This is a genomic window from Paenibacillus sp. MAHUQ-45, from assembly GCF_058133325.1.
The window spans coordinates 504,817-520,910 of the sequence record NZ_JBYUPV010000001.1; the positions used below are offsets into that span (position 1 = coordinate 504,817).

17 protein-coding genes are annotated in these 16,094 nt (G+C 49.8%); all 17 read left to right on the forward strand.

Going from position 1 to position 16,094, the window contains the following annotated elements:
- The first annotated feature begins 24 nt into the window (after positions 1 to 24).
- The 17 genes from spoVE (at position 25) to AC3Y23_RS02260 (ending at position 15,808) form a co-directional block, all read left to right on the forward strand.
- On the forward strand, positions 25 to 1,122 hold the full coding sequence (gene spoVE / locus AC3Y23_RS02180; protein WP_379195153.1) for a stage V sporulation protein E: 1,098 nt from the start codon (positions 25 to 27) through the stop codon (positions 1,120 to 1,122).
- Between the two features lie 5 nt (positions 1,123 to 1,127).
- The gene (gene murG / locus AC3Y23_RS02185; protein ID WP_379195155.1) at positions 1,128 to 2,240 is read left to right on the forward strand and encodes an undecaprenyldiphospho-muramoylpentapeptide beta-N-acetylglucosaminyltransferase; all 1,113 of its coding nucleotides are present in this window, start codon (positions 1,128 to 1,130) and stop codon (positions 2,238 to 2,240) included.
- A 261-nt stretch (positions 2,241 to 2,501) separates the two neighbouring features.
- A complete protein-coding gene (murA, locus tag AC3Y23_RS02190; protein WP_379195157.1) occupies positions 2,502 to 3,785 on the forward strand; it encodes a UDP-N-acetylglucosamine 1-carboxyvinyltransferase in 1,284 nt (427 codons plus the stop codon).
- A gap of 66 nt (positions 3,786 to 3,851) precedes the next feature.
- Entirely contained in the window at positions 3,852 to 4,601 is a 750-nt protein-coding gene (locus AC3Y23_RS02195; protein WP_379195159.1) for a cell division protein FtsQ/DivIB, read from the forward strand.
- Between the two features lie 345 nt (positions 4,602 to 4,946).
- Complete coding sequence (gene ftsA, locus AC3Y23_RS02200) at positions 4,947 to 6,209, forward strand: cell division protein FtsA (RefSeq protein ID WP_379195161.1); 1,263 nt, start codon at positions 4,947 to 4,949, stop codon at positions 6,207 to 6,209.
- 63 nt (positions 6,210 to 6,272) lie between these two features.
- The gene (ftsZ, locus tag AC3Y23_RS02205) at positions 6,273 to 7,394 is read left to right on the forward strand and encodes a cell division protein FtsZ (protein WP_379195163.1); all 1,122 of its coding nucleotides are present in this window, start codon (positions 6,273 to 6,275) and stop codon (positions 7,392 to 7,394) included.
- 109 nt (positions 7,395 to 7,503) lie between these two features.
- Positions 7,504 to 8,415: an Rpn family recombination-promoting nuclease/putative transposase gene (locus AC3Y23_RS02210; RefSeq protein ID WP_379195165.1), complete on the forward strand. Its 912-nt coding sequence runs from the start codon at positions 7,504 to 7,506 to the stop codon at positions 8,413 to 8,415.
- A gap of 258 nt (positions 8,416 to 8,673) precedes the next feature.
- A complete protein-coding gene (gene spoIIGA / locus AC3Y23_RS02215; protein ID WP_379195167.1) occupies positions 8,674 to 9,624 on the forward strand; it encodes a sigma-E processing peptidase SpoIIGA in 951 nt (316 codons plus the stop codon).
- 82 nt (positions 9,625 to 9,706) lie between these two features.
- Positions 9,707 to 10,426: an RNA polymerase sporulation sigma factor SigE gene (sigE, locus tag AC3Y23_RS02220; RefSeq protein WP_066364125.1), complete on the forward strand. Its 720-nt coding sequence runs from the start codon at positions 9,707 to 9,709 to the stop codon at positions 10,424 to 10,426.
- Positions 10,427 to 10,504: 78 nt separating this feature from the next.
- Positions 10,505 to 11,287 carry an RNA polymerase sporulation sigma factor SigG gene (sigG, locus tag AC3Y23_RS02225; protein ID WP_066364124.1) on the forward strand — a complete coding sequence of 261 codons (783 nt, stop codon included), beginning with the start codon at positions 10,505 to 10,507 and terminating at the stop codon, positions 11,285 to 11,287.
- Positions 11,288 to 11,579: 292 nt separating this feature from the next.
- Positions 11,580 to 11,891 (forward strand): YlmC/YmxH family sporulation protein, encoded by a 312-nt coding sequence (locus tag AC3Y23_RS02230; RefSeq protein WP_286154934.1) that lies wholly within the window; start codon positions 11,580 to 11,582, stop codon positions 11,889 to 11,891.
- Between the two features lie 138 nt (positions 11,892 to 12,029).
- Positions 12,030 to 12,881, forward strand: a complete 852-nt coding sequence (pgeF, locus tag AC3Y23_RS02235; protein ID WP_379195170.1) for a peptidoglycan editing factor PgeF — start codon at positions 12,030 to 12,032, stop codon at positions 12,879 to 12,881.
- A 9-nt stretch (positions 12,882 to 12,890) separates the two neighbouring features.
- Positions 12,891 to 13,580 (forward strand): YggS family pyridoxal phosphate-dependent enzyme, encoded by a 690-nt coding sequence (locus tag AC3Y23_RS02240; protein WP_379195751.1) that lies wholly within the window; start codon positions 12,891 to 12,893, stop codon positions 13,578 to 13,580.
- A gap of 3 nt (positions 13,581 to 13,583) precedes the next feature.
- A complete protein-coding gene (locus tag AC3Y23_RS02245; protein WP_066364116.1) occupies positions 13,584 to 14,033 on the forward strand; it encodes a cell division protein SepF in 450 nt (149 codons plus the stop codon).
- A 7-nt stretch (positions 14,034 to 14,040) separates the two neighbouring features.
- Positions 14,041 to 14,310 carry a YggT family protein gene (locus AC3Y23_RS02250; RefSeq protein ID WP_379195173.1) on the forward strand — a complete coding sequence of 90 codons (270 nt, stop codon included), beginning with the start codon at positions 14,041 to 14,043 and terminating at the stop codon, positions 14,308 to 14,310.
- A 6-nt stretch (positions 14,311 to 14,316) separates the two neighbouring features.
- The gene (locus AC3Y23_RS02255) at positions 14,317 to 15,099 is read left to right on the forward strand and encodes a YlmH family RNA-binding protein (protein WP_379195753.1); all 783 of its coding nucleotides are present in this window, start codon (positions 14,317 to 14,319) and stop codon (positions 15,097 to 15,099) included.
- A gap of 223 nt (positions 15,100 to 15,322) precedes the next feature.
- Positions 15,323 to 15,808, forward strand: a complete 486-nt coding sequence (locus tag AC3Y23_RS02260) for a DivIVA domain-containing protein (protein ID WP_379195175.1) — start codon at positions 15,323 to 15,325, stop codon at positions 15,806 to 15,808.
- Positions 15,809 to 16,094: the final 286 nt, after the last annotated feature.

Below are 16,094 nucleotides of genomic sequence, written 5' to 3' on the forward strand. Positions count from 1 at the left end.
TACGGAAGCAGAGGTGTGCTCCTCATGAACAAATCCCGTCATGCGCCGGATATTTGGCTGCTGATCCCTATTCTTGCCCTGCTGGCTATCGGCATGGTGATGGTATACAGCGCCGGATCCGTCTTGGGCTTTCGCAATTATGGAGACTCGTTTTATTTTGTCAAAAGGCAGCTGCTGTTCGCGGGTCTGGGCCTGGTGGTCATGTTCTTTACCGCCAATACGGATTATCGCGTTCTGAAGAAGTTTGCCAAACCGCTCCTGATCGTTTGTTTTGTATTACTGGTGATTGTGTTGATCCCTGGAATCGGGGTTGTGCGCGGCGGGGCGCGCAGTTGGCTGGGGATTAGCTCCTTCGGCATTCAGCCCTCGGAGTTCATGAAGATGGGCATGATTCTGTTCCTGGCCAATTGGCTAGGGCGTGATGATTATGACATCTCCACCTTCACCCGAGGGCTGCTGCCCCCGCTGGCGCTGATTGGTACGGCTTTTGGTCTGATTATGCTCCAGCCCGACCTTGGGACGGGCACCGTCATGTTCGGGGCCGCATTGATGATGGTCTTCACTGCTGGTGCCCGAATGAAACATCTGGTGTCGCTGGGTATTGCAGGTCTGGCCGGGTTTGCCGGCCTGATCGCCACGGCACCGTACCGTCTGCAACGGATCACAGCGTTCCTGGATCCCTGGTCCGATCCGCTTGGCGCAGGCTATCAGATTATCCAATCGCTGTACGCCATCGGCCCTGGCGGGCTTGGTGGTATGGGGCTTGGAATGAGCCGTCAGAAGTACAGCTATGTGCCGGAACCACAGACTGATTTTATTTTTTCTATATTGGCCGAGGAACTGGGATTTATCGGGGGCTTGGCGGTACTGACCCTGTTCCTGATTCTGATCTGGCGCGGGATGAGGGTGGCAATGAGCCTGCCTGACCGCTTTGGGAGCTATCTAGCCGTAGGCATCGTTTGTATGGTGGCTGTGCAAGTCGTCATTAACATCGGTGTAGTTATCGGCCTTATGCCGGTAACAGGCATTACGCTTCCACTGATCAGCTATGGCGGGTCCTCATTAACCCTTATGCTCACGGCACTCGGCATTCTATTGAATTTATCCCGTTATGCGAGGTGAAAGGCATGCGCATCGTATTAAGTGGCGGTGGCACGGGTGGACATATCTATCCGGCCGTCGCTGTCGCAAGGCAACTGGAGACAGAGGACGACCAAGCTGCTTTTCTGTACATTGGCGGCACGCGTGGTTTGGAGAGTAAACTGGTTCCCCAGGAGAATATTCCGTTCAAATCTATTGATATTACTGGCTTCCGCCGCAAGTTATCTCTCGATAACGTTAAGACGGTTATGCGTTTTCTGAAGGGAGTCAGGGCTTCTAAAGAGATGCTCAAAGAGTTCAAGCCGGATGTAGTGATCGGGACGGGAGGTTATGTCTGTGGTCCTGTTGTGTATGCTGCGTCAAGGCTCGGCATTCCAACCTTGATTCATGAACAAAACGCCATCCCAGGCTTGACTAACCGTTTCCTGAGTCGTTATGCAGATACGGTGGCTGTCAGCTTTGAAGGCACAGAGTCTGCGTTTCCTGGTGGTAAACGGGTCATTTATACCGGCAATCCGCGAGCGACTACAGTGACCACGGCAAGTGCACAGCGTGGGTATGCATCACTGGGCATTCCTGAAGACAGCACGGTTGTGCTGGTGGTCGGCGGTAGCCGGGGAGCGAAGGCGATTAATGATGCAATGATTGACATGGCCCCTTTTGTGGGTAAGGGTAATGGAGTTCATTATGTTTATGTAACTGGCGAACCTTATTTTGAAGAGACTCGCAAAGCCCTGCGGCAAAAATTGGGGGGGATCCCCAACTGGCTGCATGTGCTTCCTTATATTCACAATATGCCAGAAGTGCTGGCATGTACATCCCTGATTGTTAACCGTGCTGGCGCTTCATTTCTTTCGGAAATTACGGCCCTGGGTATTCCTTCTGTACTAATACCTTCTCCTAACGTAACGAACAATCACCAGGAAGCCAATGCCAGACAGTTGGAACGTGAAGGTGCCGCTGTGGTAGTGTTAGAGAAAGAACTGAACGGACAGGCGCTGCACGGTGCCATTGCCAAGATTATTGGAGATGAGTCTGTGCGCCGTAAAATGTCTGAGTCCTCGCTGCGTTTGGGCAAAAGGGATTCCGCCGCGCTGGTCGTGAGTGAGCTGTACAAACTCGTCGGCAAGCAAAAGTAGTTCCTTGACGGTTATGGAACAAGCCGTTCGAGATTGGAGAAACAAGCCTGAGTTTTAGGGCAAAGACGGCGGAAAATGCCTTATTGGCAGCCACTGTCACACACCCGAGGGATTGAACATAGGATATTCCTATAATCGTGACAATCACCCAGACACTTCCGGCATTGAGATGAGATCAGGCGGGCGTTCCTGTTCGTTTCATGAGGGCCCTGGTACCGGAAGTGTTTGTGGTGGGTGAGCGGTAATCTCGGAGGTGATACATTGGACAAATTGGTGATTGAGGGTGGGAGTCCCCTGTCCGGCACCATTCGGATCCATGGAGCAAAAAATGCGGCGCTGCCGATTCTGGCGGCAAGCCTGCTGGCCGAAGGAGTTCACTCACTGCATAATGTGCCGAAGCTGCTGGACACCGTGACCATGCTGGATATTTTGGACCGGCTGGGCTGCAAAAGCGTTCATGAAGAGGAGAGAGTGACGATTGATACGTCCTCCGTAGCTACTTCTCATGTTCCAGAGGATTTAATGCGGCAGATGAGGTCCTCGATCTTTCTAATGGGTCCGCTACTGTCCAGATTTGGCGAGGTGACGATCTATCAGCCTGGGGGCTGTGCCATCGGTGAACGCAAGATCGATCTTCATTTGCAGGGTCTGAAGGCGCTCGGTGCGGTGATCGAGGAAAGTAGTGGTCAAATCTCCTGCAGGGCGGAGAAGCTTACGGGAAGTGATATTCATCTCGACTACCCAAGCGTAGGGGCGACAGAGAATATTATGATGGCTGCGGCCATGGCAGAAGGTACCACAACGATAACCGGTGCGGCCAGGGAACCGGAAATACAGGATCTTCAGAATTTTTTGAACAAGATGGGTGCCCAGATCATGGGCGCAGGAACTGATACCATTACGATTCAAGGGGTGAAGAAGCTCAATCCCTGTACGTATGAGGTAATTCCGGACCGGATTGTGGCTGGAACCGTAATGATTGCGGCAGCGGCAACACGGGGTAACGTTACGTTGACGCATACCAATGCAGGGCATTTAACCTCGCTCATTCATGTGCTCAAGCGCGCCGGTGTTCAAATTACAGTCTGCAATGATATAATTAATGTCAGTTGTATGGGGCGTCCTCGGGGGGTAGAGAGGATAGTGACCTCTCCTTATCCTTCGTTCCCGACAGACCTCCAGTCTCAGGTGATGGTGCTGCTGTCACTCGCCGACGGTTTTAGTGTGATCAAGGAAACCGTTTTTGAAGGTCGATTTAAGCATGTAGAGGAAATGGCCCGTATGGGTGCGGATATTTCGATTGACCTGAACCGGGCGTTTATTCGTGGTGTGCAGAGACTATACGGAGCTACTGTTGAGGCGACCGACCTGCGGGCGGGGGCAGCGCTTGTGATTGCCGGCCTTGCCGCCAACGGGACGACCATTGTTGAGCAGGCGCATCACATTGACCGGGGTTACGACGGTATTGAAAAGTTGTTTCAAAAATTGGGCGCCCGTATTAGCCGCAAGGTGCCTGTTCCGGGACCGATTGATTTGGCCAATTAAAGCTCCCTGTCTCCTTCGGATGAATCGCCTGGGAAGGAGACAGGGCCTTACTACGGAGAAATGAGAATGTCTAAAACCACTGTGCCTCTCTTGAAAGAGGACAAGCCCAAAAAGAAAATGAGCCGGAAGGTTACCTTTATTCTGATCCTGCTGTTCACCGCGCTATTAGCTGTGATTTTTTTCCGTTCGTCTGCTAGCCGGATTACAGAGATAGATTTTGAGGGGAGTAAGTATTCTACCCGAGAAGAATTGCTGGCCCAAAGCGGTCTGCAGAACGGAGGACAGTTCTTTGCTGTCTCCAAGAGCACTGTGGAGGAATCCCTGATGAAGCTGGATACAGTGCAAAAAGCAACGGTGGACAAGAAGTTCCCTGGTCTAATCTCTATTCATATAGAGGAGTATCCGGCGGTGGCCTATGAACTGGATCAGGAAGGCAGCATCAAGGCCATTCTCTCCAGCGGCGCAGCTGTCAAAGTGAATGAGACCGGGATTGCCGTTGAGAAGCCTATACTGACCAATTGGAAGCCATCCGATCCTTTTAAGGCAAAGCTCTCTGAGGTGCTGGCTGGAATTCCTAATGATCTTACAAGCGATATCTCCGAAATTGTACCTTCGCCGACCCTGTCTTTTCCGGACAGAATCAAGCTGTATACTCGCTCCAAATTTGAGGTGATTACGGCGATTTCGCTGCTGAAGAACAAGGTGGGTTATCTGAATCAGGTCATAGAAACGGAGCAACCCGGATTGATCACGATGCTGGAGGCGGATTCCTACGTTCCTTTCCAACCGGAAGAGGCAGAAACAGAGGGGAAATAGGGACACAAGAGTAAATAGTCCCTACTAATAGATATAAAAAAATGCTAAAATAGATTTTATGGGTTAAGCTCCATCCCTCTTTTTTCTCCGGATTTTTTGGAATCTGAGCATATTTATAGATATATTTTCACTCTTTTGCTTATATTTCTTGTGTAAAATGGTCTGCTATTTAATTTTCATGCAGAGTCATTTGCTTTTGGGGTAGTTGTATTATTATTCCACTCAAAAAATTTGTAGAAAAAAGAGGGAAAGGATTAGGTATGTTGAATATGTACAGAAGATGTTTCCCGGGACTGGGAAAGGCTTTGCAATTTACTTTGATTATAACAGGAGGTGCCATAGGGCTTGAGCAACAATGACATCATTGTTAGTTTGGACATCGGTACATCCAAAGTTCGGGCGATCATTGGTGAAGTTACCAATGGAACCTTTAATATTATTGGCGTTGGATCTGCTGATTCGGAAGGAATACGCAAAGGTGCGATTGTAGATATCGATCAGACTGTGCAATCAATCAGAAGCGCTATAGAACATGCAGAGCAGATGGTTGGTATTCAAATATCCGAGGTCTATGTCGGGATTACCGGCAACCATATCGGCCTGCAATCCAGCCACGGTGTCGTGGCCGTTCAGAATGAAGACCGTGAGATCGGTGAAGATGATATTGATCGCGTAATTAAGGCGGCGGAGGTGCTCGCATTGCCTCCAGAACGCGAAGTGATCGATGTTGTCGCTAAGCAATATATCGTCGATGGTCTCGAGGGCATTCAGGACCCGCGCGGGATGATCGGCGTCCGTCTGGAAGTTGACGCGACTATCATCACCGGTGCGAAGACGCCGATACATAATCTGCTGCGTTGCGTGGAGAAATCAGGACTGAAGGTTAAAGATCTTGTGCTGATGTCTCTTGGCGCCGGCGGATTGGCGCTCTCTAAAGACGAGAAGTCGATGGGAGCGGTCTTGGTCGATATCGGAGCAGGATCAACTACAATAGCCGTATATGAAGAGGGTTCCCTCACTGCAACCTCCACGATTCCGATCGGAGGGGAGTTTGTAACCAATGATATTGCCTACGGACTTCGGACATTGACCGATCAAGCAGAAAAGGTGAAGCTGAAATACGGCTGCGCCTGGATCGACGATGCGGCTTCGGACGTGGTCTTTAAGGTGCTGCGAATTGGCAGCAACGTGGAGAAGGAGTTCAACCAGGAGGATTTGGCGGCGATTATTGAACCGCGAGTCCAGGAAATTTTCCATCTAATCCGCAAGGAAGTGAAGCGCCTGGGTTACAGTGAGCTTCCGGGAGGTTACATCCTGTCGGGCGGCACTGTTTCTATGCCAGGTGTATTAAAGGTTGCTCAAGCAGAGCTGGCGGCATCTGTACGTATTGCTGTACCCGATTATATCGGTGTGCGCGACCCCGGATTTATCGGTGGTGTCGGCATTCTGCATAATGTGGTCCGCAGATTCCGCGGACGCAGTACCGGCGGAAGCGGCAACAAGAAGACGACGGCTCGCACCAAGCAGAGTGCGGCACCAAACCAGGATACCGCTCGGAAGCCCGGATTGGTAGAACGTCTGAAGAATATGTTCAGCGAGTTTATATAACTGTAAGACCAGATATACTTGGACCGGGCATCCAAGCACTTTTCTAGGGGGAGATGGAACAATATGTTGGAATTTGATTTTGAAATGGAGAGCTTGGCGCAAATAAAAGTCATTGGCGTGGGTGGCGGCGGAAGCAATGCGGTCAACCGGATGATTGAAAATGGCGTTCAGGGCGTCGAGTTCATTACCGTTAACACGGATGCCCAAGCGCTGCATATGGCCAAATCGGAGCATAAGCTGCAAATTGGGGACAAATTGACGCGTGGCCTTGGTGCCGGAGCCAATCCTGAGGTTGGTAAGAAGGCAGCTGAGGAATCCCGTGATTTGATCTCGAATACACTTAAAGGTGCTGACATGGTGTTTGTTACCGCAGGGATGGGCGGCGGTACAGGAACAGGGGCGGCACCGGTAATTGCTGAAATCGCGAGAGAGTGCGGAGCACTGACCGTTGGTGTAGTGACTCGTCCGTTTACTTTTGAGGGCAAAAAGCGTTCCAATCATGCTGAGCTTGGCATTGAAGCTTTGAAAGAAAAGGTCGATACGTTAATCGTTATCCCGAATGACCGACTTCTCGAAATTGTGGACAAGAAGACCCCGATGCTTGAAGCTTTCCGTGAGGCGGACAACGTGCTTCGTCAGGCGGTGCAAGGTATCTCGGATTTGATTAAGGTTCCCGGCTTAATCAACCTTGACTTTGCAGACGTGAAGACGATCATGACTGAACGTGGTTCAGCACTGATGGGCATCGGTATTGCCAACGGTGAGAACCGTGCTTCGGAAGCTGCACGCAAAGCGATTATGAGCCCGCTTCTTGAGACTTCTATTGAAGGCGCGCGCGGAGTCATCATGAATATTACCGGGGGATCTAACCTCTCACTCTATGAGGTTAATGAAGCGGCGGAAATCGTCACTTCAGCATCGGATCCGGAAGTAAATATGATTTTTGGTGCGATTATCGAAGAGAGTATGAAGGATGAGATCAAAGTTACGGTTATCGCAACTGGCTTTGAACATAAGCCTTCTTCTATAGCTCCTGGTCGTCGTCCGGTAGCCCCGAGTACGAATACCGAGCCTGCTGCTGCGGATAAGAATGCTAATTTACGTCCGTTCGGCAATCAGAATACTTCTGATCAGCTCGATATTCCAACGTTCCTCCGGAACCGTACACGCGGCAATAATGACTAATTGAATCTTTAATAGATATACGGAAGCACCGTATTGCTTTAGCTGATAGCTATGGCAATGCGGTGTTTTTTGTTGTACCTGCGGTTATAATAAAATAACGGGAGATGACATGATGGAACTACTTGATCCCCGGGTGGATTTTGTATTCAAACGGATTTTTGCCACTGAGAACAATAAAGACGTATTGCTGGCCTTTCTTAACAGGATATTCGCCGAGGCAGGAGAACCTGCCCTGAATGAAGTAGTATTGCTGAATCCATATACGGATAAAGATGATCCGCTGGACAAGCAATCTATCTTCGATATATGGGCCAAGACGGTAGATGGTAAAATGATTGATATTGAGATGCAACTGTTTAACAAGTATGATATTGAAAAACGAACGCTTTACTACTGGAGCAAACGCTATTCCGGACAGCTTCAAGAAAGCGGCAAATATAGAGATCTTAAAAAGTGTGTGACGATCAACATTTTGAATTATAGTCTGTTGCTTGGCGAGCAGTATCATAGTGTTTTTCATTTGCGTGAGGATAATAGCGGTGTAGAGCTCACCCAGGATATAGAGATTCACTTTCTGGAGCTGCCGAAGCTGCATTTATCCTCACCTCCCGAGCAAGGAGGTTTAGTGAATTGGTTGTTGTTTCTCAAGGGTGTAGATCAATCTCACTGGGAGGTGCTGAGGATGAACGAACCGGTTATGAAGAAGGCCATGGACACTCTGCAATTTTTAAGTCAGGATTCGGAAGCTCGCCGGATATATGAAGCCCGACAAAAATATTTGCATGATGAAGCTTCTCTTCGTGATGCGGCAGAGAATGGCTGGGAAAGAGGATTGAAAAAGGGTATGGAAGAAGGTCTGAAAGAAGGTTTAAAAGAGGGCCTGAAAGAGGGTTTACATGAAGGACAGTGGAAAGCTAAACTTGAAGTGGCCAAGAAACTATTAGCGATGGGACTAGGCCATGAAGACATTAAGGAAGCTACAGGACTGAGTAAAGAGGAAATTGAATCTATTAACCCTTAATATTTAAAGTAATACAAATGCTGCGTAAGCAGACGCCTATGAATCAATATAACAATTAGCTTAGGGCCAGCCGGAAACGGCTGGTCTTTTTATGCTGCAATGGCGGTTGCTGTTCTATAACTCGACAAAAAAACCGCAAGAATGCCCCCCAAGTTTAGACAGACTTTGAATAAGAGACTTTCTATACTAATCATATCGTCCAAAAAAGAGAGCCTGCTCTATTGTCCGCTTCGGGAATAGATTGCAGTCTGTAGGCAGGTGAATGTCCTGGTAGTTTATATTGACTTGATATTCGCCACCAATCTGCTGATTGACGGAGTGCTGCTCTGGCTGACTGGCTGGCTGGTCAAGCTCAAGGTATCTTGGTGGAGGCTTGTACTCTCAGCTGTGGTTGGAGCATTGTATGTGGTCATGATGTTTGTACCAGAGCTAACCTTCCTGTATACCTTCCTTATCAAGTTCGGACTGTCGGTGATTATGCTGTGGATTGCCTTTGGGTTCGGGAGCCTTCAGCGCTATCTGCGGACGATGGGCGCTTTTTATATCATCAATTTTGCGGCAGCAGGCGGAATTGTTGGCATTCACTATCTATTGCAAAGCTCAGGTGATATCTGGAATGGCATCATGTTCACGGCGGCAGGCGGGCACGCCTATAGGCTGAAGATCGGAATGTGGTTCGTTATTGCGCTTCTGCCGCTGGTGCTGCTCTGCTTCAAGGTGGTGCACACTTCCCGGATGAAACGTGAACAACTGGAGTCTTATATCGGGGAAGTGATCGTCGAGATTGATGGCGTTATCGTTTCCTGCCTTGGCTTGCTGGATACAGGCAACCGGTTAAGTGATCCGCTGACCAAGATTCCCGTCATGGTCATGGAATCGTCGCTCTGGGAGACACAGCTTCCAGCATCTTGGAAGGGAAGGCTGACCCAGAGTAGTGCGGACCAACTTTTGCTGGAGACGGACGGGCAGTCCTTTGCCTGGCAAGACAGAATTCGGCTGGTCCCTTACCGGGGAGTGAACCGAAGTGCATCGTTTATGCTCGCCCTGAAGCCTGACCGTGTGACCATAAAGCTGGATGGGGACACTTTTTGTAGTAAGCGTGTGCTGATCGGGCTGGATGGCGGGACGCTTTCAGGAGACGGAGCGTACCGAGCTGTGATACATCCTGATCTGGCTGTGCGGGAAAGTGCTGAGGCGGTGCCTTCCTAATATGGGCATACGACTGACAAACAGGTACGTTTCCCCAGGCCATTCTTTCACGAACCAGGCACATCTTGAAGGAGGAACAAGAATGATCAAATGGAAAATTTCGCTGCAGCTACAATATTACCGCATGCTGTTTCTGCTGGGGCTAAAGAGCCAGGAAATTTATTATATCGGCGGGAGCGAGGCTCTGCCACCCCCGTTAACACGTGAGGAGGAGGAGTTTTTGCTGCAACGGCTATCCAGCGGTGATGCGGCAGTACGGGCCATGCTGATTGAGCGTAACCTGCGGCTTGTGGTCTACATTGCCCGCAAATTCGAGAACACTGGCATTAACATCGAGGATCTCGTCTCCATTGGGGCGATCGGGCTGATTAAGGCGGTCAATACGTTTGACCCTGAGAAAAAAATCAAACTAGCAACCTACGCCTCGCGTTGTATCGAGAACGAGATTCTGATGTATCTGCGACGCAACAGCAAAACACGGAGCGAGGTATCCTTTGATGAGCCGCTGAATATTGACTGGGACGGTAATGAACTACTGCTGTCTGATGTGCTGGGGACTGAGAACGATACGATTTATCGGAACATTGAAGAACAGGTGGATCGCAAGCTGCTGCAGAAGGCACTCGAGAAGCTGAGCGAGCGGGAAAGATTGATTATGGAGCTGAGATTTGGGCTGCGCGGCGGGGAGGAGAAGACACAAAAAGATGTGGCTGATCTGCTTGGTATCTCCCAATCCTACATCTCGCGCCTGGAAAAAAGAATTATCAAGCGGCTGCGCAAGGAGTTCAACAAGATGGTCTAAGGTGAGATAATCAAGGAATAAAATGCCGGGCCGGGGAGATAATGTACAGTAATGTTTCTCCTTGGGAGGTTAATCATCATGACCCGTAATAAAGTCGAGATTTGCGGTGTGGACACATCCAAGCTGCCCGTTCTAACGAACGTTGAAATGCGTGAATTGTTCACTTCGCTGCAGCAACAGGGGGAGCGATCCGCCAGAGAGAAATTGGTTAACGGCAACCTGAGATTGGTCCTGAGTGTAATTCAGCGGTTCAACAACCGGGGGGAATTCGTGGACGACCTGTTCCAGGTGGGGTGCATCGGGCTTATGAAAGCCATCGACAATTTTGACTTATCGCAAAATGTTAAGTTCTCCACATATGCGGTTCCCATGATCATCGGCGAGATTCGCAGATACCTGCGTGATAACAATCCGATTCGTGTCTCCAGGTCGCTGCGGGATATTGCTTACAAGGCGCTGCAGGTGCGTGACAGTCTGACTAATCAAAACTCGCGGGAACCGACGATTTTCGAAATTTCGCAAGCCCTTGGTGTACCTAAAGAAGATGTTGTCTTTGCCCTTGATGCCATTCAGGACCCGGTTTCCCTGTTCGAGCCGATCTATCATGATGGCGGGGATCCGATTTATGTCATGGACCAGATCAGCGATGATAAAAACAAGGATGTCTCATGGATCGAGGAAATTGCCCTGCGGGAAGCTATGCGGAAGCTTGGTGGCCGGGAGAAGCGGATTCTGTCCATGCGCTTTTTTGAAGGGAAAACCCAGATGGAAGTCGCGGATGAAATCGGTATTTCACAAGCTCAAGTCTCACGGCTGGAGAAATCCGCAATTCAGCAAATGCAGAAGCATGTCAAATCGTAATTATTGGCTCCACTAAAAAATGGGATGTTCCTCCAGCCGCAATCAGGGCCTGAGGACATCCCATTTTCTATGTACACTTCTGTTCTAAGATTATCCTATGAACGCACAGCCATCAGCATTTCATCACAAAGGAACATCGGTTCAGCGCTCCAAATTATATTTTGTCCCCAGAGAGAAGAATGGGACTGCAATTGACATGTTGCCAAGCTTAGGGATCATATATTGGACTATAGGTCTGATGGTACAGGGGTGAGATGAAATGAATCAGGAAACTATAGGAGCGAGCAAAAAAATGAAGATCTCTGATTTTCAGACTAAGGATGTCATTAATATCGTGGACGGCAAGCGGCTGGGGCAGATCAGTGATCTGGAGCTGGATCTCCGGCGGGGGGTTATTGATGCTATTGTAGTTCCCGGTTATACCCGATTTATGGGGTTGTTCGGCGGTGGTGCAGATCTGATCATACCTTGGAGGAACATTGTGAAGATTGGCTCGGATGTGGTTCTGGTGAAAATTGAAGAGAACCGGATGCCCCAGGCTGAGGAAGAGCGGCAAACGATGTACTTGGAGCGGGGAGACCGCAGTGAACGGCGCATGTATTAATGATGCGTCTTTTTCTTTGGCTATTTCTTTGTGCAGGATAGGTCAAAATGCCTGATTTTTCAGCGTTCTGCCTCAGAATCAAAGGCATTTCTTTGTTGGGAGTTTTGCCCTGTGGTACACTAAGACGGAGGTGAGGAAATGGAACCGTTTGTACGGAGCGGAGAAGCTCCCATGCTGCTGCGGCTGGAACCGTGGGCAGTGGAGCATCCGGAAATAACCGCAGGATTTACTGGTAGAGAGGGTGGGGCCGGCACGGCACCCTATGATAGTTTTAACTGTGCATTCCATGTCGGGGATGATCCTGCCGATGTAATGAATAACCGGACCACGCTGGTTGATAGTTTAGGATTTACCCTGAAGGACTGGACCTGTGGCGAGCAAACGCATGGCGCTGCAGTCACTGTCGTTACAGAGAATGACCGTGGACGGGGACGCCTGGACCGGGCTTCTGCTTTTCAGGCTACAGATGCTATGGTCACCAATGTTCCGGGTGTACTGCTGACTTCATTCTATGCGGATTGTGTGCCGCTGTATTTTTATGATCCCATCAAGTGTGCCGTAGGTCTTGCGCATGCAGGCTGGAAAGGGACCGTGGCGGAAATTGCTGCTGCGGCTGTTCATGCCATGGGGCAAGCATACGGGAGCCGTCCGGAGGATATTCGGGCTGCCATCGGCCCCTCGATTGGTGATTGCTGTTATGAAGTGGACGATTATGTGATGAATCATATCCGGCGTCTGGAAGCAGAGAGTGGGGAATCGATGGGGCAGGATGAAGCGCTGTACAGCCCTTCTGCTACGGATAGCAGTAAATGTATGCTGAACTTGAAAGAAATGAATCGACGCATTATGATAAAAGCAGGAATATTGCCGACACATATCGAATGTACATCATGGTGTACAAGCTGTAATACAGATATTTTCTTTTCATACCGTGCGGAAAATGGGATTACAGGCAGAATGACGAGCTGGATCGGAATAAAGGAGAGTTGAATGTTGGGCTTGACATTACAGGAGAGAATAGCCGAGGTAGAAGAGCGCATAGCACGTGCCTGTGCAGCGAGCGGACGAGATCGTAAGGACGTCAATGTAATTGCGGTTACGAAATACGTTTCTCTGGAAACGGTATCCGCTGTGCTGGAAGCAGGGCTGGAGCATGTCGCCGAGAGCCGCTGGCAGGATGCCGAGCATAAGTGGTTGGCCTTGGGAGAGAAGGGGACCTGGCATTTCATCGGTCACTTGCAAACGAATAAGGTGAAGGATGTTATCGGCAAATTTCAATATATTCACTCCCTGGACCGCATCTCGCTGGCCCGGGAGTTGCAGCGAAAGGCCGAGAGCACCGGACAGAAGGTCAATGTTTTTCTGCAGGTGAACATCTCGGGTGAGGATACGAAATTTGGTTTGCCGCCTGCTGATGTACCGGGATTTTTGCAGGAAATCGCTGGCCTTGATCGCGTTAATGTGATCGGTCTGATGACCATGGCGCCCTATGAGATGGAGCCGGAGCTGACTCGCCCTGTCTTCCGCGGACTTCGAGAATTGCGTGATGAGCTGAATCGGCAGGAACTGACTCCGGAGCCGATCAGGGAGCTGTCGATGGGAATGTCGAATGATTTTGAAGTGGCGATAGAGGAAGGAGCTACCTGGGTTCGCTTGGGTACGGTGTTGGTAGGTCACAAGGAGGGATAGGTGATGGGTGTTATGAACCGTTTTATGAGTTTTTTTGGCTTGCAGGAGGAAGAGGAGATTGTGGAACGGGAGCAGATTTCTTCACGTGAGGAAGATGAGTACGAGCCAACCCCTGTAGAAACCCGCAAGAATCAGCGGACCAACAACGTCGTCAGCATCCATTCACAGAAAAATGTTAAGGTTGTGCTGTATGAGCCGCGTTCCTATGAGGAGGCGCAGGAAATTGCTGATCATCTCCGGGCACACCGGACCGTTGTAATTAACTTACAGCGAGTGCGCAATGACCAGGCTATGCGAATTATTGATTTTCTAAGCGGAACTGTTTATGCCCTGGGTGGAGGAATATCCAAAATTGGGGGCAATATATTTATGTGCACTCCGGATACGGTTGAAATTCAAGGCTCCATCACCGAGATCCTTGGCGACGAACAAGACTATAACAGAATGAGGTGAACGGGCTTTGTATTATGAAGTGAGCTCCATTATTGATATCCTGTTTAATATCTACTTCTACATGATTTTTATCTATATCCTGATGTCCTGGGTTCCTGGTGTCCGTGAGAACTTTATTGGGGAACTATTGGCGAAGCTGGTCGAACCGTTTTTATCACCGTTCCGCCGGTTTATTCCACCGCTCTTCGGAATGCTGGATATCTCGCCGATCGTTGCGCTGTTTGTACTCAGATGGGCGGTTTACGGCCTCAAATCTTTGCTGAGTTATGTTCTGTAACCCATGCTGAAGACTGAAATCTACGGGCATTTTCATCCCGACGAGCGGCAGTTTGTGGACAGAGCTTGGGACTGGGTAACGGCCGCGGGACAATATCATGAGAGTAAACTGACGGATTTTCTCGATCCACGCCAAGGCCATATTCTGCAAAGTCTGGTCAACCGCCACCCTGATGTCATAGTCAGACTGGAAGGTGGGCATGAGGGTGCAGAGCGGTGCAGAGCTCTGATTGCTCCAGATTACCGTGAGCTGGATGGCGAAGACATGGCTATGAAAGTGCTCGCGATCACTTCCGGGGAGCAGAAATTTCTGGCACTGGAGCATGGTGATTATATGGGCGCGATTCTAGGTCTTGGAATCAAACGCAGCAAAATCGGTGATATCCATGTGCTTGCAGATGGTTGTCATGTTGTAGTAACGGCAGATATCGCCGATTATCTCACCATGAATCTGCATGGTGTTCATAAGGTTACCGTCAGCACTGAAATCTTGCCACTTTCCTCGCTGCGTAGCAGTGAGACCAAGCTTGAAATGATGGATTTGACTGTGGCCTCCCTGCGGCTTGATGGCATCGCTGCGGATGTGACCCGGCTTAGCCGGAGCAAAATTCTTGCGCCGATCAAAAGCGGACGGGTACGGGTGAACTGGAAGGTGGAGGAGGATCCGTCCACCGCACTCAAGGAAGGCGATGTGGTATCTCTGCAAGGCTTTGGCCGGTTCAAGGTGCTGGAGGTCGGCGGCTTGACGAAAAAAGGTCGATACCGGGTTCAGGTTGGCAAATTTGTGTGAATCCCTTTGCAGGAATCTCGCTTTCCTTGTCGAAAATGATTAACTCGTGGGAAACAAACGAATTTGAAGCTGGACGCCGATAGTGTAGAAGAGGCGGACCCTAGCCGGCAGTAGGAATGAAACAGCAACTATTGCCTAATACTTGAGTTACAAACTTGCTTCTTTGTCCGCTGCAACGGCTGCAGAGGCCAGGAAGGTCCGAAATTTCTAGGAGGTGCACAGCATGCCATTAACGCCGCTCGATATACATAACAAGGAGTTTTCCCGGCGGCTCCGCGGTTATGACGAAGATGAGGTCAATGAGTTTCTGGACCAGGTCATCAAAGATTACGAAAGCGTCATCCGTGAGAACAAGGAACTGCAAAATCAGCTCCTGGCCCTTCAGGAGCGTCTGGACCACTTTGTGAACATCGAGGAGACATTGTCCAAGACGATCATCATTGCTCAGGAAGCAGCAGATGAAGTGAAGAACAACTCCAAGAAGGAATCGCAGCTGATTATCAAGGAAGCGGAGAAGAACGCTGACCGTATCATTAACGAAGCCTTATCCAAATCCCGCAAGATTTCGATGGAGACCGAAGAGCTGCGCAAGCAGGCCTCTATTTACCGGACTCGCTTCCGGACCTTGCTTGAAGCCCAACTGGAGCTTCTTTCTCAGGATGACTGGAATGCACTTGAGAGCCGAGAGGTTACCGAGAACGCATTTTAGGTGCATTCTGTCTGGTTGACATTTAAGCTCAAAGAGGCTATAACTAGAACATATCTACAACCATGATTATATGTAATTCGATGAAGGGCCAAGTACGACAAGAATCTGTTCCCCAGAGAGTCGGTGATTGCTGAAAGCCGATGTTCAGACCCTGCCGGAAAATCTTCCCTTAGAAGCGACGCTGAAGCGCATTCTCGCGTGTGTAAGCCGAGCCGTCTGCCGGACGTTACACCGGACCCGCGTCATAAATACGGCGTGGAGCTGAGATCGTGCCTGAATACACTCC